This window comes from Microbacterium sp. GXF0217, from assembly GCF_054798195.1.
Window position 1 is genome coordinate 232,549 of sequence record NZ_JBSJZG010000002.1, and the last position, 19,921, is coordinate 252,469.

Annotated in this window: 19 protein-coding genes; 10 read left to right on the forward strand and 9 right to left on the reverse strand. The window is 68.6% G+C overall.

Annotated features, from left to right (window positions below):
* The first annotated feature begins 5 nt into the window (after positions 1-5).
* On the forward strand, positions 6-290 hold the full coding sequence (locus tag ACWAT3_RS04510) for a hypothetical protein (RefSeq protein WP_460796224.1): 285 nt from the start codon (positions 6-8) through the stop codon (positions 288-290).
* Between the two features lie 18 nt (positions 291-308).
* Positions 309-1,583 carry a dual-specificity RNA methyltransferase RlmN gene (gene rlmN / locus ACWAT3_RS04515; RefSeq protein WP_460796226.1) on the forward strand — a complete coding sequence of 425 codons (1,275 nt, stop codon included), beginning with the start codon at positions 309-311 and terminating at the stop codon, positions 1,581-1,583.
* Positions 1,584-1,645: 62 nt separating this feature from the next.
* On the opposite strand, the gene ACWAT3_RS04520 is transcribed toward rlmN, so the two are convergent.
* Complete coding sequence (locus ACWAT3_RS04520; RefSeq protein WP_460796228.1) at positions 1,646-2,257, reverse strand: NAD(P)H-dependent oxidoreductase; 612 nt, start codon at positions 2,255-2,257, stop codon at positions 1,646-1,648.
* A 64-nt stretch (positions 2,258-2,321) separates the two neighbouring features.
* Between ACWAT3_RS04520 and ACWAT3_RS04525 the strand changes: the two genes are divergently transcribed.
* A complete protein-coding gene (locus ACWAT3_RS04525) occupies positions 2,322-2,891 on the forward strand; it encodes a TetR/AcrR family transcriptional regulator (protein ID WP_460796229.1) in 570 nt (189 codons plus the stop codon).
* Between the two features lie 68 nt (positions 2,892-2,959).
* On the opposite strand, the gene ACWAT3_RS04530 is transcribed toward ACWAT3_RS04525, so the two are convergent.
* Complete coding sequence (locus ACWAT3_RS04530) at positions 2,960-3,265, reverse strand: hypothetical protein (RefSeq protein ID WP_460796231.1); 306 nt, start codon at positions 3,263-3,265, stop codon at positions 2,960-2,962.
* Between the two features lie 64 nt (positions 3,266-3,329).
* Between ACWAT3_RS04530 and ACWAT3_RS04535 the strand changes: the two genes are divergently transcribed.
* Both ACWAT3_RS04535 and ACWAT3_RS04540 read left to right on the forward strand, forming a co-directional pair.
* Positions 3,330-4,778, forward strand: coding sequence for an aminotransferase-like domain-containing protein (locus tag ACWAT3_RS04535; protein ID WP_460796233.1), 1,449 nt, complete (start codon positions 3,330-3,332; stop codon positions 4,776-4,778).
* Between the two features lie 69 nt (positions 4,779-4,847).
* Positions 4,848-5,861 carry an aldo/keto reductase family protein gene (locus tag ACWAT3_RS04540; RefSeq protein WP_460796234.1) on the forward strand — a complete coding sequence of 338 codons (1,014 nt, stop codon included), beginning with the start codon at positions 4,848-4,850 and terminating at the stop codon, positions 5,859-5,861.
* A 158-nt stretch (positions 5,862-6,019) separates the two neighbouring features.
* On the opposite strand, the gene ACWAT3_RS04545 is transcribed toward ACWAT3_RS04540, so the two are convergent.
* The 6 genes from ACWAT3_RS04545 to ACWAT3_RS04570 all read right to left on the reverse strand — a co-directional run bounded on the left by ACWAT3_RS04545 (position 6,020) and on the right by ACWAT3_RS04570 (position 11,029).
* Positions 6,020-6,529, reverse strand: coding sequence for a glycine cleavage system transcriptional repressor (locus ACWAT3_RS04545; RefSeq protein WP_460796236.1), 510 nt, complete (start codon positions 6,527-6,529; stop codon positions 6,020-6,022).
* A 16-nt stretch (positions 6,530-6,545) separates the two neighbouring features.
* On the reverse strand, positions 6,546-7,607 hold the full coding sequence (gene cds1, locus ACWAT3_RS04550) for an L-cysteine desulfhydrase Cds1 (protein ID WP_460796237.1): 1,062 nt from the start codon (positions 7,605-7,607) through the stop codon (positions 6,546-6,548).
* Between the two features lie 19 nt (positions 7,608-7,626).
* Positions 7,627-8,574 carry a ribokinase gene (locus tag ACWAT3_RS04555; protein ID WP_460796239.1) on the reverse strand — a complete coding sequence of 316 codons (948 nt, stop codon included), beginning with the start codon at positions 8,572-8,574 and terminating at the stop codon, positions 7,627-7,629.
* The gene (locus ACWAT3_RS04560) at positions 8,571-9,254 is read right to left on the reverse strand and encodes a FadR/GntR family transcriptional regulator (RefSeq protein ID WP_460796241.1); all 684 of its coding nucleotides are present in this window, start codon (positions 9,252-9,254) and stop codon (positions 8,571-8,573) included. Before ACWAT3_RS04560 ends, ACWAT3_RS04555 begins: the two co-directional genes overlap by 4 nt.
* A 135-nt stretch (positions 9,255-9,389) precedes the next feature.
* Positions 9,390-10,172, reverse strand: a complete 783-nt coding sequence (locus ACWAT3_RS04565; protein ID WP_460796243.1) for an SDR family NAD(P)-dependent oxidoreductase — start codon at positions 10,170-10,172, stop codon at positions 9,390-9,392.
* Complete coding sequence (locus tag ACWAT3_RS04570) at positions 10,169-11,029, reverse strand: fumarylacetoacetate hydrolase family protein (protein ID WP_460796245.1); 861 nt, start codon at positions 11,027-11,029, stop codon at positions 10,169-10,171. The genes ACWAT3_RS04565 and ACWAT3_RS04570 overlap by 4 nt, the downstream gene beginning before the upstream one ends.
* Positions 11,030-11,128: 99 nt before the next feature.
* On the opposite strand from ACWAT3_RS04570, the gene ACWAT3_RS04575 reads away from it, so the two are divergent.
* The 5 genes from ACWAT3_RS04575 (at position 11,129) to ACWAT3_RS04595 (ending at position 19,142) form a co-directional block, all read left to right on the forward strand.
* Positions 11,129-12,418, forward strand: coding sequence for an L-fuconate dehydratase (locus tag ACWAT3_RS04575; RefSeq protein WP_460796246.1), 1,290 nt, complete (start codon positions 11,129-11,131; stop codon positions 12,416-12,418).
* Positions 12,405-13,373 carry an aldo/keto reductase gene (locus ACWAT3_RS04580; protein WP_460796791.1) on the forward strand — a complete coding sequence of 323 codons (969 nt, stop codon included), beginning with the start codon at positions 12,405-12,407 and terminating at the stop codon, positions 13,371-13,373. Before ACWAT3_RS04575 ends, ACWAT3_RS04580 begins: the two co-directional genes overlap by 14 nt.
* Positions 13,366-13,785: an RbsD/FucU family protein gene (locus ACWAT3_RS04585; RefSeq protein ID WP_460796248.1), complete on the forward strand. Its 420-nt coding sequence runs from the start codon at positions 13,366-13,368 to the stop codon at positions 13,783-13,785. Before ACWAT3_RS04580 ends, ACWAT3_RS04585 begins: the two co-directional genes overlap by 8 nt.
* Before the next feature lie 550 nt (positions 13,786-14,335).
* On the forward strand, positions 14,336-18,388 hold the full coding sequence (locus tag ACWAT3_RS04590) for an Ig-like domain-containing protein (RefSeq protein WP_460796249.1): 4,053 nt from the start codon (positions 14,336-14,338) through the stop codon (positions 18,386-18,388).
* Between the two features lie 82 nt (positions 18,389-18,470).
* A complete protein-coding gene (locus ACWAT3_RS04595; RefSeq protein ID WP_460796250.1) occupies positions 18,471-19,142 on the forward strand; it encodes a GntR family transcriptional regulator in 672 nt (223 codons plus the stop codon).
* Here ACWAT3_RS04595 and ACWAT3_RS04600 read toward each other — a convergent pair.
* Positions 19,121-19,921 carry an amidohydrolase family protein gene (locus tag ACWAT3_RS04600; RefSeq protein WP_460796252.1) on the reverse strand — a complete coding sequence of 267 codons (801 nt, stop codon included), beginning with the start codon at positions 19,919-19,921 and terminating at the stop codon, positions 19,121-19,123. The genes ACWAT3_RS04595 and ACWAT3_RS04600 overlap by 22 nt on opposite strands.

Consider the following 19,921-nt stretch of genomic DNA (forward strand, 5'->3'; position numbering starts at 1 on the left):
TGTTCATGTCTGCCCCCGTCGCCCCGGTCTCGGTCCACGTCCGTGCTGTGATCACCTGGCTCGCGATCTTCCCGCTCGTCACGATCGGCCTCTACGCGCTCGCACCGTTCACCGAGGGGTGGCCCGTCGTGCTGCGCGCCCTCGTGCTCACCGTCGTCGTGGTGCCGCTCTCGGTCTACCTCGTCGTGCCGCAACTGCTGCGGCTCTGGATCGCGGTGTCGGCGAACGTCGGAGCCGCGAAGCGGACGACGCCCACGAATCCGGCCGATCCCGCGGTCTCCCAGCCGTGACGCCGTACCCTGGAAGACATGACCGACACCTCTCGTGCGCCGCGCAACAGCGGCGCTGTGCGTCCCACGACGCCGCGCGCGGCATCCGGCACGCCGCAGGTGCGGCCCGCCACGGAAGGCTGGACCCAGAAGAAGGACGCCGAGGGTCGACCGCTTCTGCAGTTCGCCAGCCCCAAGCGCGGCAAGCCGCCGGTGCACCTCGCCGACCTCACCCCGGCCGAGCGCGTCGAGAAGGTGAAGGAGCTCGGGCTCCCGGGCTTCCGCGCGAAGCAGCTCTCGACCCACTATTTCAAGCACTACACCTCCGACCCCGCCGAGATGACGGACCTGCCCGCGGGCATTCGCGACGAGCTCGTCACCGGGCTCCTGCCTCCGCTGATGACCGAGGTGCGACGGCTCGAGACGGACAAGGGCGACACGATCAAGTTCCTGTGGCGTCTGCACGACGGGGCGCTCGTCGAGTCGGTCCTCATGCGCTACCCGGGTCGGATCACGCTGTGCGTGTCGAGCCAGGCCGGGTGCGGCATGAACTGCCCGTTCTGCGCCACCGGCCAGGCCGGGCTCACGCGCAACATGTCGGCTGCCGAGATCATCGAGCAGGTGGTCCGCGCGAACCGCGCGATCGCGAACGGCGAGCTGGGCGGCAAGAAGCGCGACGACCACTCGCTGGAGCGGGTCAGCAACATCGTCTTCATGGGCATGGGCGAGCCGATGGCCAACTACAACCGCGTCATGCACGCGGTGCGCACCATGGTCGATGCCCAGCCGGACGGACTCGGCATGAGCGCCCGTGGCATCACGGTGTCGACGGTCGGTCTCGTGCCGGCGATCCGCAAGCTCGCGGCCGCAGAGATCCCGGTGACGTTCGCCCTCTCGCTGCACGCGCCGGATGACGAGCTACGCGACGAGCTCATCCCGGTGAACTCGCGCTGGAAGGTCGACGAGGCGCTGGATGCCGCGCGCGAGTACTTCGACAAGACCGGCCGTCGCGTGTCGATCGAGTACGCGCTCATCAAGGACATGAACGATCACGCCTGGCGCGCGGATCTGCTGGCGGACAAGCTCAATGCGCGCGGTCGTGGCTGGGTGCACGTGAACCCGATCCCGCTGAACCCGACGCCCGGATCGATCTGGACCTCGTCCGACGTCTCGGTGCAGAACGAGTTCGTCCGCCGGCTTAACGACGCCGGCATCCCGACGACGCTCCGCGACACCCGCGGCAAGGAGATCGACGGGGCCTGCGGTCAGCTCGTCGCGACCACTGAGGACGAAGCGGCGGCCGCCACCGTCTGAGCCGGAGTCCGCGTCGCCGACCCGGTCGGTCGTTCAGGTCGTGCGGGGTGCGATAGCTGTCGTCACACCGGCGCCGCGACGGCCGCTTCGGCGACCCGGGCGCCCCTGGGTGACCTCGCATCCCGTGCGCCGAGATCTTCCGCGCGATCCAGCCAGGTCGAGATCCGCTGGGGTCTGGCATCCTTCACGCCCAGCATTCGGTGCGTGCGCACGGAGCGGATGCCGCAGAGGCGGAGCGTGTTGCGGGCGACCTGCGTCTGCGCCGGAAGCCCGGTGAAGGCAGCGGCGTACCAGGGGGTGTCCGCGAGCAGCAGCAGCCGACCGCGGCGAGCGCCCAGCAGGCCTTCCGGCACGCCGAGCTTCGTGTAGCGGTACTCCTGCTGCGGGAGCAGAGCGCGGTCGAAGAACCCCTTGAGCACGGCAGGGACCGACCCCCACCAGAGCGGGGTCGCGACGACGACGGTGTCTGCCGCGTGCAGAGCGGCCTTCGCCTCGGCGAGGTCGGCCTCGAGCGGCATGCGCTCCCGGTAGCCGAACCGCAGGTGCGGATCGAAGTCCAGATCTCGCAGAGCCAGCACCCGCGCATCCCCGTGTCCTGCGGCATAGCGGCGGACGAGCTCGGAGGTGAGCGATCGGGCGTCCGGGTGGCCGTCGATAATCAGCGCGGTGGGCATGGGATCTCCTATCTGGACAGTGTCTACTTGGTTGACAGTGTCAAGATACGAGAGAATGTTGCTTGTGTCAACTTCGCGAACCGGCTATCACCACGGCGATCTCGCCCATGCCCTGGAGGCGGCGGCGATGAAGCTCCTCGAGGACAAGCCGGCGCCGGAGATCAGCCTGCGAGAGGTCGCGCGATCGGCGAACGTCAGCCACAACGCGCCGTATCACCACTTCGCAGACCGGCAGGGACTGCTCAAGGTGCTCGCCGAGCGCAGCATGGCGGATCTCGTCGCGGCGGTGCGCGCTGCGATCGCGGACGCGGGGGACCCGGTCTCGGCGCTCATGGCGGGTGGCGGAGCCTACGTCCGGTACGCCGTGCACAACCCGAACGGCTTCGATGTCATCTACGACCCCACCGTCTGCGTGCCCGGCGACCCCAGTGCGACGATGGCGCCGTTGATCACCGAACTCGAGCAGGTGCTGGGTGGCGCGGCGTCGTCCGCCGGACTCGACGCAGAGGCGGACGCTCTGGCGCTGTGGGGCCTCGTCCACGGCCTCGGCACGCTGTGCGCGGCCGGCCACTTCGATCTCGACGCCGCGCTCGCCGCTGGCGAGGCGGCGATCAGGCGGATGCTGCCGGTCTGATCGGGTCGCCCCGACCGGACGTGGGGTCGTGTGGGGCTGTGTTCTCGTCCGGCGCCCCGTCTCTGTGGCTAGGATCGCGCCGAATCGACTGTCTCCGGGACCGGGGTCCGCACGCGCAGGACGTCGGCCACGGTCTGCGCGCGCAGCGCCGGATGCCGCGACACGTGCAGGGAGATCGATCGCACCAGACTGATGATCGCGGGTTCCCGCGTCAGCCGCACCCCGGAGAGCGAGGCGTCCAACTCGCGCGTCCACCGGCTGCCGGTCAGCGACTCCTCGATCGCCCGCAGCGGCGCCCGCACGGTGGGATCGCTCAGGCGTGCGTCGTCGGCGCCGAACCATTCGAGGAGCTCCTCGATAGTCCAATCGTTCACAATTGGATCAGTGAATGGCGAACTGGTCGATACAAAGTGGCTCATTGGACCAGAATTCATGAGTATGAGCCGCGATGACAGTGCCAATCAGCGTCTGGTGGACCACCGAACGGCCACCGTCGATTCGACGGCGCTCGCCGCACGGCTCGGACGGTGGGCGCAGGGAGACGGCACACTGTCGAGCAGGTTGGCGCACGGCATCCGCGCCCTCGTCGACACGGGGGAGCTCCGCCCCGGCGACCGGCTTCCCGCGGAACGCACTCTGGCCGCGGCGATCTCGGTCTCTCGGGGAACGGTCGTCGCCGCCTACGCCGATCTGACCGAGCGCGGTACGGTCGAGCGGAGACAGGGGAGCGGAACCCGCATCGCTGGCTCGCCGGTCACCCAGCCCGGCAGAGCCGGCCGCGGTGAGGCGCTGTTCTCGTCGCTGCCGAACGCGATCGATCTGCTGCGATCGGTGCCGCTGATCCCGCCGACGGCGGTCGAGCTCATCCGCGGCCACAGGCCCCGACTCGATCTCGCGCTGCTGCCGGAAACGGACCCGGCAGGGCTCCCGATGCTTCGGGAGCAGATCGCCGAGATGCTCGCCGAGGGCGGCACGCCGACCACGCCGGAGCAGATCCTCGTCACCCACGGCGCGCAGCAGGCGATCAGTCTCGTCGTCAACGCGCTGGTCGGCCCCGGCGATGTCGTTCTGGCCGAAGAGGTGACGTGGCCGGGTGTCACCGACTCGGTCACGCTGCGCGGCGGCACTGTGCAGGGCATCCCGATCGGCGAGGACGGTCTCGACCCCGCGGCGCTCGAAGTGGCGATGGCGCGGCTGCGCCCGGCCCTCGTGGCGCTGAACCCGCACCATCACAATCCCACCGGGACGCGTCTGTCCGCCCAGGCCCGTCGTCGGGTGGCGGACCTCGCGGCGCAGTACGGCGTGCCGATCGTCGAGGACAGGGTGCTCGCCAGCATCTCGTTCGACGGCGTCGTTCCCCCGACGCTCGCGGCGGAGCGGCCGGATGCTCCGGTGATCGTGGTCGAGTCGGTGTCGAAGTGGGCGTGGGCGGGACTGCGGATCGGCTGGCTGCGTGCGGACCCGGTGCTCGTCCGCCGGCTGCGCGGGGCGCGGCAGCTCGCCGATCAGTCGTCGAGCGTTCCCGCTCAGCTGCTCGCGAGCGACCTGCTCGCTCACGCCGCCGAGCTGCAGCGCGAGGTCTCCCGCGCGCACCGCGACCGTCTCGGTCTGCTCGTGCGGCTGATGGCCGAGCATCTGCCTGAGTGGACGTTCCTCGAGCCGCGCGGCGGGCTGTCGCTGTGGGCGCAGATCCCGGCAGGGTCCGCGGATGCGTTCGCGCGGGTAGCGGCAGTGCACGGCGTCTCTGTGGCCGGCAGTGCCGAGTTCGCGGCATCCACCTCCCCGGACGACCACATCCGGATCCCCTTCACGGCACCGGATGAGGTGCTGGCCGAGGGCGTGCGCCGACTCGGCGAGGCCTGGCAGGACTATCGCACCGCGCTCTGATCGAGAGATCGCTTTCTGAAGATCGGCCGATCCCGTCCAGGCGCCATGGCGCACCGCTAGCGTTGTCACATGGTCAACTATCGTTTTCTGGGCAACAGCGGTCTCAAGGTCTCCGAGATCACCTACGGCAACTGGGTCACGCACGCATCGCAGGTCGGCGACGACGCCGCGGTCAAGACGGTTCACGCCGCTCTGGACGCCGGAATCACCACGTTCGACACCGCGGACACGTATGCCAACACGGCTGCCGAGGTCGTGCTCGGCAAGGCCCTCCAGGGGCAGCGCCGCGCGAGTCTCGAGATCTTCACCAAGGTGTACTTCCCGACCGGCCCCAAGGGGCCGAACGACACCGGTCTCAGCCGCAAGCACATCTTCGAATCGATCAACGGCTCGCTCGAGCGCCTCGGCACCGATTACGTCGATCTCTACCAGGCGCACCGCTACGACTACGAGACGCCGCTGGAGGAGACCTTCCAGGCGTTCGCCGACGTCGTCCGCCAGGGCAAGGCGCTGTACATCGGTGTCTCCGAGTGGACGGCTGAGCAGCTGCGCGACGGTCACGCGCTGGCCACGCAGCTCGGCATCCAGCTCATCTCGAATCAGCCGCAGTACTCGATGCTGCACCGCGTGATCGAGGGCAAGGTCGTCCCGGCATCCGAAGAGCTGGGCATCTCGCAGATCGTCTGGTCGCCGATGGCGCAGGGCGTGCTCAGCGGCAAGTACCTGCCGGGTCAGCCGGTTCCCGAGGGGTCCCGCGCGACGGATGAGAAGAGCGGCGCCGGGTTCATCAAGCGCTTCATGAACGATGACACGCTGTCGGCGGTTCAGCGCCTCAAGCCGATCGCGGAGCAGGCAGGGCTCACCATGCCGCAGCTGGCGATCGCGTGGGTGCTGCAGAACAAGAACGTCGCGGCGGCGCTGGTCGGGGCATCCCGTCCGGAGCAGCTGGCCGACACCGTCAAGGCCTCCGGCGTCACGTTGGATGCTGACACGCTCGCAGCCATCGACGCCGCGCTCGGCGACGTCGTCTTCGCGGATGCCGAGGACACGTACGGCGTCTCGCCGAAGGCCCGCCTGGTCTGAGGTCGCCGTCGTGTGACCTCTCGTGAGCTGCGAAACCCCGTCGTATCTGCACGGATACGACGGGGTTTCGTCGATACGGAGAGGTCTCGAAGGGATGCCGGGGGCACAGGGGGGCACCGGGGCGGATCCGGGGGACGGACGCCGCGGGGTGCGGTCCGTCAGCTCAGCGTGATGTCGACCTGGAGCTCGGTCGTCAGGCGCTCGAGGTCGGCGCGGAGCGCGTCCAGATCCACGGACTCGGGGACTTCGGCCACGACGGATGCCTCGAACAGGCGTCCACCGGCCATCGCCGCATCCCGGGTCTCGGTCGTCATCGTGTCGATGCTGAGCTCGTGCGTGCGCAGCACTGTTGAGACCTCGCGGACGATCCCCGGCCGGTCGTTCCCCAGGATCTGCAGGGTGATCGGACGGGCCGCGGCGTCGCCCTCGGCGTCCGAACCGGCATGCACCGTGACGGTCAGCAGGCCGTCCAGCTCGCGCAGCGCCGCGGCCAGGTCGGCGCGGCTGGCCTCCGGAACGGACACCTGGATCACCCCGGCGAACGCACCGGCGAGTTCGGCGAGCTGACTGTTCTCCCAGTTGCCGCCGTGGGCGTCGACGATGTCGGCGACGGCGGCGACGAGTCCTGGACGATCCGAACCGACGACGGTGAGGATGAGCGTGGTCATGCCAGAAGCGTAGCCCTCAGCTGGCCCAGACGCCCGTGGAGAGGAAGTGATCCATCTGCTTCCGGTGCGGCGCAAGATCCCAGCCCTGCGCTGCGACCCAGTCATCCGAGTAGTACGTGCCGGCGTAGCGGGCGCCGCCGTCGCAGATCAGGGTGATGACGCTGCCGGTCTCGCCGGCCGCGCGCATGCGCGCGATCAACCGGAACGCGCCGACGAGGTTGGTGCCGGTCGAACCGCCAGCCCAGTGCATCGTCCGCTCCTGCAGCAGGCGGATGGCCGCGACGGATGCGGCATCCGGGATCTGCAGCATCTCATCGATCACGCCGGGGATGAACGACGGCTCGACGCGCGGGCGTCCGATGCCTTCGATGCGGCTCGGCGTCCCGGTCGTGTAATCGGCGGCGCCGGTGCTCCAGCCGCCGAAGAACGCCGAGCCCTCCGGGTCGACGACGGCCACCCTGGTGTCGTGCCTGCGGTAGCGCACGTAGCGGCCGAAGGTCGCGCTGGTGCCGCCGGTGCCGGCTCCGACGACGATCCAGGACGGGATCGGATGCCGCTCGCGCTCCATCTGGCTGAACACGCTCTCGGCGATGTTGTTGTTTCCGCGCCAGTCGGTCGCACGCTCGGCGTAGCTGAACTGGTTCAGGTAGTGGCCTCCGCACTCGGAGGCGAGACGCTCGGCCTCGGCGTACATGTCGGCGGCGCGATCGACGTAGTGGCACCGCCCGCCGTAGAACTCGATGAGCTCGATCTTCTCCGGGCTCGTCGATCGGGGGACCACCGTGACGAAGTCGAGTCCCAGCATCCGGGCGAAGTAGGCCTCGGAGACGGCGGTCGATCCGCTGGATGCCTCGACCAGAGTGGTTCCCTCATGGATGCGGCCGTTGACGAGCCCGTACAGCAGCAGCGAGCGTGCGAGCCGATGCTTGAGCGATCCGGTCGGGTGCACCGACTCGTCCTTCAGGTAGAGGTCGATGCCCCACTCGACGGGCAGTGGGAACACGTGCAGGTGCGTGTCGGCGCTGCGGTTCGCATCGGCATCCAGCAGGGCGATCGCGGTGCTGGTCCAGGAGGTCATGGTCTCGAGCGTAACCGCCTCAGCCGACGCGCGAGGCGAGAAGGGCGTCGACCTCGGCGCGGTGCGGGATGCTCGGAGACGCGCCCTGCCTGGTGACGGTGAGCGCGCCGGCCACGGTGGCGAGACGTACCGCCTCGCCCAGTGGGGCGCCGTCGGCGAGGGCGGCGCCCAGATACCCGGCATAGGCATCGCCGGCCGCCGTCGTGTCGATCGCCTCGACCGGCAGCGCCGGGCCGAAGAACGCCCCGTCGGAGGTGACGACGACCGCCCCCTGCTCCGCGAGCGTGATGACTGCGGCGCCGACGCCGTGGGCGAGGAACCAGCGGCCGGCCTGTTCCGCAGAGGGCGGGTCGGTGACCTCGGTGCCGGTGATCAGCGATGCCTCGGTCTCGTTCGGGGTGACGATGTCGACGTTGCGCCACACGTCGGCGGGGAGGTCCGCGGCCGGTGCCGGATCCAGGATGACCGTGTAGCCGAGCGCGCGACCGCGAGCGGCGATGTGCGCGGTGAGCGCGACCGGGGTCTCCAGCTGGGTGAGGATCACGGATGCCGTCGATGCGAGGTCCTCGAGCGCGGCGTCGATCTGCTCGGTGCTCAGCTGCGCATTCGCGAGCGGCACCACCACGATGTCGTTCTGCGCGGAGGCATCGACGCGGATGTGCGCGATGCCCGTGGGGCCGTCGACGGTGCGCAGGTGGGCCACGTCGACCCCGGCAGCGCTCAGGCCGTCGACGACGAGATCGTGGAAGAGGTCGTCGCCGACGCATCCGACGAAGTTCGTCCTGACTCCTGCGCGGCCGGCGGCCACGGCCTGGTTGGCGCCCTTGCCGCCGAGCAGGAGCGTGAACTCCTCCCCGAGGATCGTCTCGCCTCTCGCCGGCAGTCGCTGCGAGAACGTGGTCACGTCCGCGGACACGCTGCCGATGACGACGACGCCGCCTCGGGAGGCAGAGGATGCAGTGGTCATGATGCTCCTGTGATGGCCTGACGAAGCCAGTACTCGATGCCGGCGATGTGCGCTGTGGCGAGCGACGTCGCGAGATGGGAATCGTGCCTCGCGATGGCATCGGCGATCGCCCGGTGCTCGGCGAGGGTGCGCTCGACCGCGCCCTGTTCGGTGAGGCCTCGCCAGATCCGTGCGCGCACGGTCTGGCTGCTGAGGTGCTCGATCAGACTCGCGAGATAGGTGTTGCCGGCCATCTTCGCGATGTCCTGATGGAAGCGGATGTCGTGCGCCACCAGATCGTCGACCGAGACATGCGCGTCGATGCCGTCGAGTTCGTCGCGCAGCGTCTGCATCTGCTCGTCGTCCGCGAGGGTCGCAGCGAGCCCGGTGGCCTGCGACTCCAGCATCCGCCGGACCGCGAAGATCTCCAGCAGCGAATCGTCGTCGTGCATGTCGACGACGAACGCGACGGCTTCCAGCAGAAGATGCGGTTCGAGGCTCGTCACGTACGTGCCGTCCCCACGACGCACATCGAGCACCCGGATGACCTCGAGCGCCTTGACGGCCTCGCGCATCGAGCTGCGCGACAGGCCCAGTCGCTCGGCCAGTTCCTTCTCTGGCGGCAGGCGGTCGCCGGGGGCGAGCTCGCCGGACACGATCATCGCCTTGATCTTCGCGATCGCCTCGTCCGTCACTGCCATGCGGTCATCCTCGCACATTGGTCGGATGTCTGTGGGCCCGACCGGACAGGGCGCGTTCGGTCGCCTCGGTCGGCGTGAGGCGGCGCTATGCGACCTCTGCCGGACGCGGCTCGTCGCCGGAGCGCGCGTCCCGCCCTACTCCGCTCGCAGGCGCAGCTGGGCCATTCCGCCATCGACCTCGATCGACGTACCGGTGGTCGACCCGGCATCCGGACCGACCAGGTAGGCCACGGCGGCCGCGACCTCCTGCGGCGACACGAGTCGGCCGTGCGGCTGGCGCGCCTCCAGCGCGGCGCGCTCGGCGGCCGGGTCGTCGGCCTGGTCGAGCAGACGCCCGACCCAGGGGGTGTCGGCCGTGCCTGGATTGACGGCGTTGACCCGGATGCCCTCGCGCAGGTGGTCGGCCGCCATCGCCCGGGTCAGCGCCGAGACAGCGCCCTTGGATGCCGTGTACAGCGCGCGCTGCGGAAGGCCGGTCGTCGAGGCGATGGATGCCGTGTTGCACACCGCGGCCGCGGGTGACCGCCGCAGCCACGGCAGTGCTGCCGAGGTCACCCGGGCGATGCCGGTGACATTGATCGAGAGCACGCGGGCCCATTCGTCATCGTCGTTCGCGGCGATGTCGCCGATCGCGCCGATGCCGGCGTTGTTCACGACGATATCGATGCGGCCGAAGCGCTCGGCGACGGCGGCGACGGCGGCATCGACCGAGGCGCGATCCGAAACGTCGGCGGTGAACGCCGCGAAGTCGGTCCCCGAGGGATCGCGGTCGAGCACCGCGATCTCGGCGCCGTCGGCATGCAGCCGTGCGGCGATCGCCGCGCCGATGCCGGACGCTCCGCCGGTGACGATCGCGACGAGGCCGGAAAGGCGCGCTTCGACAGGCTCACCGACCGATTCGAGAGACTCCGCGGTCATCGTCCGGCCTCCCATGCCACGAACTCCTGGCGCTGATGCCCCAGGCCGTCGATCTCGATCTCGACCACGTCGCCCGCCCGCAGGTAGGGGAACTTCCCGCCGAACGCGACACCCTGCGGTGTCCCCGTGAGGATGAGGTCGCCGGGCTCGAGGGTGACGTACTGCGACAGGTGATGCACGATCTCCCGCACGTCGAAGATCATGTCGTCCGTGTTCGAGCCCTGCCGCGGCTCGCCGTTCACCCAGCTGCGCAGGCGCAGGTCGTCGACGTCCACCTCGTCCGGGGTGACGAGCCAGGGCCCGGTCGGATTGAACCCGAACGCGATCTTGCCCTTCGACCACTGGCCGCCGGAGACCTCCATCTGGAACGCCCGCTCCGAGACGTCGTTCGCGACGACGTATCCGGCGATGTGCGCATCCGCCTGTGCCGGCGAGTCGAGGTAGGCCGCGCGCGCGCCGATGACGACGCCCAGCTCGACTTCCCAATCCGTCTTCTCGCTGCCGCGCGGGATCGTCACGGCGTCGTTCGGGCCGACCACTGTGTTGGGCGTCTTCAGGAACATGATCGGGATCGTCGGCGGCTCCGCGCCGGACTCGCGCGCGTGCGCGGCGTAGTTCTGGCCGATGCAGATCACCGCGCTCGGTCGGGCGATCGGAGCGCCGATGCGCAGCTCGGATGCTCCGGCGAGATCGGTCAGCTCACCGGCATCCAGCGCCTGCGCGACCCTGGCGCGGAAGTCGCTCGCAAGGAAATCGCCGTTCACATCGGATGTCACGGGTCGGAGGTCGAGGTGGCGATCGCCGTGCACGAGGACGGGGATCTCGGATCCGGGGGCGCCAAGCCGCGCGAACTTCATGTTTCTCCTGCTTCGTCGATGGAGGGGGCCAATGGGGCCCGCTGTCGTTGACAGTATAGACATCCGATGTTTACACTCCAAGAGATCCGAAGGAGACCCGTGAGCCGCATCGTCGCACTCGAGACCACCGACGTCCGCTTTCCGACGTCGCTGAGCCTGGACGGCTCGGACGCCATGAATCCCGACCCGGACTACTCCGCGGCGTACGTCGTCATCCGCACGGATGCCGGGGATGCCGGCCACGCCTTCGTCTTCACGATCGGTCGGGGGAACGACGTGCAGGTCGCTGCGATCGACGCGCTCGCCGGTCACCTCGTGGGCCGCGAGCTCGAAGCGCTGATCGATGACATGGGCGGCACCTTCCGGGAGATCATCGGCGACTCGCAGCTGCGCTGGCTCGGGCCGGAGAAGGGCGTCATGCACATGGCGATCGGGGCCGTGATCAATGCGCTCTGGGACATCAAGGCCAAGCGCGCGGGCCTCCCGCTGTGGCAGTTGCTCGCGCGGATGACCCCGGAGGAGATCGTCGACCTCGTCGACTTCCGCTATCTGACCAACGCACTCACCCGCGAGGACGCGCTCGAGATCCTGCGTGCGGCGGTGCCCGGTCGTGCGGAGCGCGAGCAGGAGCTGCTCGCCACCGGCTACCCGGCATACACCACGAGCCCCGGCTGGCTCGGCTACTCGGACGAGAAGCTCGAGCGCCTCGCGCGCGAGGCCATCGGCGACGGCTTCACCCAGATCAAGCTCAAGGTCGGCGCGGATCTCGAGGACGACATCCGCCGATTCCGCAAGGCGCGCGAGGTGGTCGGACCCGACTTCCCGATCGCGATCGACGCCAACCAGCGCTGGGAGGTCTCGGAGGCGATCGACTGGGTGAACGCGCTCGCCGAGTTCCGTCCGGCGTGGGTCGAGGAGCCCACGAGTCCGGATGACGTCCTCGGGCACGCCGAGATCGCGCGCGGCATCGCCCCGATCAGAGTCGCGACGGGCGAGCATGCGCAGAACCGCGTGATCTTCAAGCAACTCCTGCAGGCTGATGCCATCGGCGTCATGCAGATCGACGCGGTGCGGGTCGCCGGCGTCAACGAGAACATCGCCAATCTGCTGCTGGCGGCGAAGTTCGGCATCCCGGTCTGTCCGCATGCCGGAGGCGTGGGTCTGTGCGAAGCCGTGCAGCATCTGTCGATGTTCGACTTCGTCGCGGTCACCGGCTCGCGGGAGGGGCGTCTGATCGAGTTCGTCGATCACCTGCACGAGCACTTCGTCGTGCCGACCGACATCCGTGGGGGCGCGTACACCGCACCCACGGCCCCCGGTGCGGGCATGGAGATGAAGGCCGAGAGCATCGCCGCTTACACCTGGACGGGTGCCCATGCGCTCGCGTGAGCTTCCGACGCTCGGGTACGGCGCCGCGAACGTCGGCAATCTCTTCCGCGCCCTCACCGACGACGAGGCCTGGGAGGTGCTGGATGCCGCGTGGGAGAGCGGCATCCGCTCCTACGACACGGCTCCGCACTACGGTCTCGGACTCTCCGAGCGGCGCCTCGGCGCCTTCCTGCAGACCAAACCCCGCGACGAGTTCGTGCTGTCGACCAAGGTCGGCCGGCTGCTGCGCCCGAACCCCGAGCACGCCGGAGGCCTCGACACCGCCAACGACTTCCACGTGCGGGATGATCGGATGCGGGTGTGGGACTTCTCGGATGCCGGCATCCGCGCGAGCCTCGACGAATCCCGTGAGCGGCTGGGGATCGAACGCATCGACATCCTCTACCTGCACGACCCGGAGCGACACGATCTCGACCTCGCGGTCGACAGCGCGTTCCCGGCGCTCGAGCGGCTGCGCGCCGAGCGCGAGGTCGCCGCGATCGGAATCGGTTCGATGGTCTCGGATGCGCTCGCTCGCGCCGTTCGCGAAGCGGATCTCGACCTGATCATGGTCGCGGGGCGGTACACGCTGCTCGAGCAGCCGGCCGCCGTCGAGGTGATCCCGGCCTGCGACGTCACCGGGACGGGGATCGTCGCGGCATCCGTCTTCAACTCCGGACTGCTGGCGCAGAGCGAGCCGCGTCGCGACGGGCGCTACGAGTACGGCGCGCTGCCGGATGACCTGTGGCGGCGGCTGGTGCGGATCGCCGACATCTGCCGTGCGCACGACGTGCCGCTGCCCGCGGCGGCGATCCAGTTCCCGCTGAGGGCTCCTGCGGTGCGCTCCGTCGTGGTGGGCGGCAGCCGACCGGCCCAGCTGCGTCAGAATGCCGAGTACGCCGGCTTCGGCATCCGGGCTGAGCTGTGGTCCGAGCTCGCGGACGAAGGACTCATCCCCGGGGGTGCGAATGCTTGAAGGAATCCACCCGCTGCTCACTGGGGAGCTGCTGCTGCACCTGGACCGGATGGGGCACTCCGATTCCGTCGTCGTCGCCGATGCGCATTTCCCCGCGTGGGCGCTCGGCGCGCGAGTCGTGGATCTGCCCGGTACGACGACGCCCGAGGTCGTCGCCGCGATCAGGACCGTCCTGCCGCTGGACGACGCGCCGGGGCTCGACCTCATGGAGTCCGCGGATGCCGTGGTGCTCGGTGTCCAGCGCGAGCTCATAGCGGCGGCGGGGACCGTCGAGGCGACGACGCGCTTCGTCGAGCGGTTCGCGTACTACGACGTCGCGAAGGGGGCGTATCTCATGATCCGCACCGGCGAGACGCGGAAATACGGCAACGCGCTGCTGCGCAAGGGCGTGGTCGGCCACGCTTCGGTCTGACGGACGCTGCCGAGCAGCGATGATCTGATCGGCGATGTCCTCGGCGGAGCTTCCGTCGGTGTCGATGACGACGCTTCCCTCCGGTCGGATGCCGACATCGGCGGCCTCATCCACGGATGCTGCGATGGATGCCGCGAGCTCGGCCCCGCGCAGCCCGAGCCGCCGGCGAGGGGAGGCCCGCCACCTGCCGCTCGTGCGCGGATGCGAGCGGCGATCGTCTCCGGGGCGGCGTGCGGCCACATCGAGCGTGCGGCCGGAAGGGCGCGTCCGAACTCGCGAGCGATGGAGGCATCGCCCGTGACGAAGATGTGCGCGATTCCCCTGGCCGCCATGACGTGGACAAGCGCGACCGAGTTCCCGGCTCGCAGGGATACGGCGCTCGGTGCATGAGGATCGTCGCCCAGGAAGCCGAGTTGATGGCTGTCGATGTCCCCTCAGCGTAGCGAGAGCACTCAATCGATACTTGTCAGTCGATTATCGATTACGCTAACCTGACGGCATCCACCCTGCCGTGCGCAGTCGCGCGGCGCCCCCGAGTCTGGAGACCGCGATGAAGCGAGCTGCGACGACATTGATCCTGACCGCCCTGGTGGCGACGGCCCTGCCGACGCTCCACCCCGATCCGGCAGCAGCCGTCGATGAGCCGCCGGGAGATGTGATCTACGTCGCCCCGGACGGTGACGACACGGCGGGCGGGTCGATCGACGCGCCGCTGGCGACGCTCGAAGCGGCCCGTGACCTCATCCGCGAGCGCAAGGCGACCGGTACCCTCTCGGCGGACGGCGCCACCGTCTACCTGCGTGAAGGGAGCTATCAGCGCTCGGTTTCCTTCGCGCTCGGCGCCGAGGACTCCGGCACGGCGGATGCTCCCATCGTGTACCGGTCCTACCCCGGCGAGGTGGCGACCCTCACCGGCGGTCGGGCCCTCTCGTACGAGGACTTCCGCCTGACGGATGACCAGGCGGTCCTGGACCGTGTGATCGAGGAATCCGCCAGGGACGACATCCGGGAGATCGATCTCGCCGCGCTGGGCATCGACGACTACGGCCAGCTCAGTCGCCACGGCTACTGGAAAGCCAACGATGTCAGCAGCACCCCGCCGATGGAGCTGTACGTCGATGGCCAGGGGATGACGCTCGCCCGTTGGCCGAACGCCGGTGCGGCGAAGGATACCGTGCAGATGGGCGACATCATCGATCCGGGACCCACCCGCGCCGACGCCGACCTGCAGGAGCGCGGTGGCACCTTCACCTACACCTACGACCGCCCGCAGTATTGGACAGAGGCCGAGGACCTCTGGCTCGACGGCATCTTCGGCTACAGCTGGGAATGGTCGTACAACAAGATCGAGGCCATCGACACCGAGGCCAAGACCATCACGCTGCGCTACGGCGAGATGTCCGGGATCATGAAGAGCTGGTTCCCCGACTTCCACTTCGCGCAGAACCTCCTCGAAGAGCTCGATGCTCCGGGGGAGTACTACATCGACAGGGCCGCGGGAAAGCTCTACCTCGTGCCGAATGCCGCGTTCCTCGCCGGGCGCGGCGCGCCGGTGGTGACCACGCTCGACGAGCCGATGATCCGAGCGGACGGCGCCTCGCACATCACGTTCGACGATCTCGTGCTCGAGTACGGGCGCGCAACTGCCGCCGTCATCCTCGGCGGGTCGAACGTGACGATCCAGCACAGCGACATCCGCAACTTCACCGACGGCGGCGTGCTCATCAACTCGCCCGGCCGCTACACGTACGACGGCATTCCCGTGAACCGCGGCGGTACGGACCACGCGGTGCTGTCGAGCGAGCTCAGCCACATCGGGGGCGTCGGTGTGGTGCTGCAGGGCGGCGACAAGACGACGTTGACCGCGGGGAACAACAGCGTGCAGAACTCCGAGATCCACGACTTCGCGTATTACCACAAGGCCTACAACCCTGGTGTGATGTTCGACGGCGTCGGCAACGTGGCTCGGGGCAATGAGATCCACGACGCTCCGCACCCCGGCATCATCGTGCACGGCAATGATCACCTGTTCGAACAGAACGAGGTCTACGACGTCTGCAACACCTTCCACGATCTCGGTGCGATCTACATGAACTCCGGGATGACGCCTCAGCAGCGAGGGCACGTGTTCCGTCAGAACTACTTCCATGACATCGGCGCCGGCATGGCAGGAGTCGAGGGCATCTACGCCGACAACTTCACCTGGGACCTCACGATCGAGAAGAACATCTTCGTGAACATGGGCAACAGCGCGATCAAGAGCGGTTCGGCCGACTACATCGACGCGACGAACAACGTCTTCGTCGACGCCAACGTGCCCTACGACAACTACGAGCTGTGGATGGGGGATCAGGAGGGCAACACCGTCGATCGCGCCTACATGCCCGAGTGGGAGAAGGTGTTCGCCGAGAACAACGACTTCGTCGGGACGCCGTATCTCGAGAAGTACCCCGAACTCGGGCACTTCTTCGAGGACAACCACTACTTCCCCGACCACAGCACGTTCGCCAGGAACGTCGTGTGGAATCCGACCGTGGCTCGCCAGTCGCAGGTCAACGCGCAGGGCGCTCGTGACGTGAAGGAGCTGCTCAACTACGACAGCAACTGGGTGAGCGAGGGCGACCCCGGATTCGTCGACGCGGCGAACGGCGACTACCGCCTCACCGAGGACGCCGCCGTATTCGCGCAGATCCCCGGATTCGAGGACATCGGCTTCGACGAGATCGGTACGCAGGGCCACATCGGTCAGACGCAGTCCCTCGAGGCAGTGCCGCTCGAGGCCGTGGCGTTCGATGCCGACGCCGTCGCGCTCGATGTCGGCAAGGAGCTGCTGGTGCGGGCGACGCCCCTGCCATGGAACGCGGATGACGCGACCCTCGTGTACGTGTCGGCCGATGAAGCGATCGTGACGGTCGACGAGGGAAAGCTGACCGGCATGGCACCCGGTTCGACGACGGTGACGGTGGCCGCGGCATCCGATGCCTCGATCGCCGACACGATCGAGGTGACCGTCGGCGAGGGCGATGGAGTTCTGCACTTCACCGACTTCGAGGACGGCCCCAACGGCTGGCTGACCGATCCGAACCGCAGCATCGTCACCGCCGAGGGAGGGGACCACGTCTACCGGATCGTGAACGGTGCGAACTCGCAACTCCCACGGGACTTCACGAACTACGTGCTGGACTTCGACGTCACGACGCCCGAGACGATTCCCGCGAACGCGGTCATGCTCGTCTACAACCGCAACAGCGCGGGTGGCGGTTACCTCCGCTACCGCAACGCCGCGGCCGGGCCCACCTGGACGATCTTCGACAACGGGTGGCAGACCGTCGGCGAGGTCGTCCTCGATCCAACGAAGGCGCTGCCGGCCGCAGCGACCAGCCACGTCCGCATCGCCGTGCGGGACGGAGTGATCCGCATCGTGGTGAACGGCGAGGTCGTGCTCGAGGGCGCTGACCCCGCGCCAGGCGCGGCCGGAAGGGTCGGGTTCTACACCGAGGGCTTCTCCCACCTGGATTACGACGACATCGGGTTCTCGATCTCGGCGGTCCCGGTGGACGGCCTCGCCCTCGACACCGCCGAGCTCGCTCTGCAGACCGGCGAGCGTCGGCCGATGATCGCGACGGTGTCTCCGCAGGACGCCAGCGACGTGCGCGTCACCTGGTCGAGCAGCGACCCGGCCGTGGCATCCGTCGCGGACGGCACCGTGGCCGCCCTCGCCGCAGGCGAGGCGACGATCACTGCCACATCGGTCGCCGACCCGTCGATCTCGGCGACCGCGGTGGTGACGGTCGCGGATGCCGAGCATCCCACGATCGCGCTCGGCGGCCAGCTCGCCGATGCCGCGAACTGGACGCAGTCGGACAAGCTCGACTTCGATCAGGGGACGATCCGGGTGAATGCGGAGGGCGTGCACGGCTACGAGACCGAGCGCTTCGGGGACGGACTGCTGGAGTTCGATGCGGCCTTCGGCGCATTCGACGGTGGCTGGTACGGCTTCCAGGTGCGCTCGGATCAGACCGGCATCCCCGCCTGGCAGAACTCCAACACCGGCTATCTCGTGGTCATCAAGGAGGACACGTTCGAGTTCCAGAGCTGGAGCCCGGGGCAGACGATGCTCGACATCATCCCGAACACCGTGATCGAGCCAGGTGGCACGCATCGCATCGCGTTCGGGGCCGTCGCCGAGGGGTCAGGCACCCGCATCGTTCTCCAGGTGGACGGGCAGACGGTCTGGAACCGGCTGGATGCCAGAGAGAACCTGCGCATCGGCACTGACGGGTTCTTCAACGTCTATCACTACGCCAAGCAGAACAGCATCACGCTGACCTCGATCGCCCCGGCGGCAACGGTCAGCGGCATCTCGTGGGCTGCGGACGCGAAGCCCAAGACGAAGTATCTGATCGGCGAAGAACTGGATGTGACAGGGATGGTCCTGGACGTCGCCTGGAGCGACGGGACGACGAGCGATCTCGCCGTCACGGCCGACATGGTCACCGGCTTCGACAGCAGCAGGGTGCGTCCGCACCAGAAGCTCACGGTCGTCTACGAAGGGCACTCCGTCGACATGACGGTATCCATCAAGAAGAAGCAGAAGAAGTGACGTGAAGCGGGGCCCGCGAGCTCATCGTCTCGCGGGCCCCGCTTCATTAGCGATAGTCGATAATGGACGTAAGATGGTGGGCATGGCAGACGCACTGGCTCCGCAGGGACTGCAGCGAGGGCTGCTGTCCGACCAGATCTACCTGATGATCAAGGCGATGATCAAGGACTCCAGCCTCGCCCCTGGCGAACAGCTGGTCGAGTCGCAGCTCGCCCGTCAGCTGGAGGTCAGCCAGGCGCCTGTGCGCGACGCACTCAAGCGTCTGGCGCACGAGGGCCTCGTTTCGCACATCCGTCATCAGGGCAATTTCGTGGCGACCTACACGGATGATGAGGCCGCTCAGGCCAAGATCGCACGCGTCGAGCTCGAAGGTCTCGCCGGAAGGCTGGCCAGCGGAAACCTGGATGCCGATCGGCGCGCCGAGCTGATCAGGCTCATCGAGCGGATGCACGCTGCGGCCGATGATTCCGATCTGCCCGCGTTCCGCGAACTCGACTTCGTGTTCCACCGCGCAGTGATCGAAGCGAGCGGAAACGTGTATCTCCCCAAGATGTGGGATCTGCTCGAACCCAGCCTGCGCGTCATGCACGTGCTCGGCGACCCGACCTTCACCGGCGACTGGCACGAGGTCGCCGACTGGCACCGCGGGCTCCTGGACGTCCTCGACGCCGGCGACCCTGAGGCCTCATCGATGCTGTTCCGCCGGCACGCAGCCGGCACGCTGCTGGAGGATCAGGACGCGCCGAGCGCGTAGATCCGATCCGCGGTGCCGTGCCAGATCGCGGCGGCCTCCACGGCGGAGAGGGCGGGCAGCATCTGCGCCGTCGTCTCGATGACGTCTGCGTGCGCGAGCCGACGCGCGGACATCGGCCAGTCGCTGCCGAACATCAGCCGCTCTGGGCCGAACGCCGTCACCGCGGCGTCGGCGATCAGCGCGAGTTCGCCCTTCTCCCGCGACCCGATCACGCCGGACAGCTTGGCGTGCGCGTTCGGACGCCGGGCGAGGTCGGTGAGCCCCGAACGCCAGGAATCCGTCACAGTGCCCGTCCCGAGGCCCAGATGGCATACGACGATCCGCAGGTCCGGATGCCGGTCGGCGAAGGCTGCGACGCCGCCGAGCTGTTCGGGGCGAACCAGGAACTCGAGCACGCGGTCGCTCCGGGCGAGGCCCGCACCCAGATCGTCGAGCCCGGGCACATCCGCCAGATCCGCGGCGAACTGAGGGACCGCCGCCCTCAGCCCCGCGACCGTCGACGTCATGACCGGGGCGGTCGCGCCCGCCCACTCGCCCGGTGCTGCTGCGTACTGCAGCACGATGCGGGGCAGCATCCGACTCCTCTCCGCCTGGGCGGCGAGCCAGACGGCTTCGGTCAGGGTGTCCGCGGCCTGCACGGCGACCGCGGCATTCACGGCGGCCGCCGCCTCGAGATCGCGAGCCGTCACGGACGGCGCGAGTCCCATGTCGTCACGGAACCACGACAGCGGATGCCGCGTGCGATCCCAGAGATGGACGTGGGCGTCGACGATGCGCAC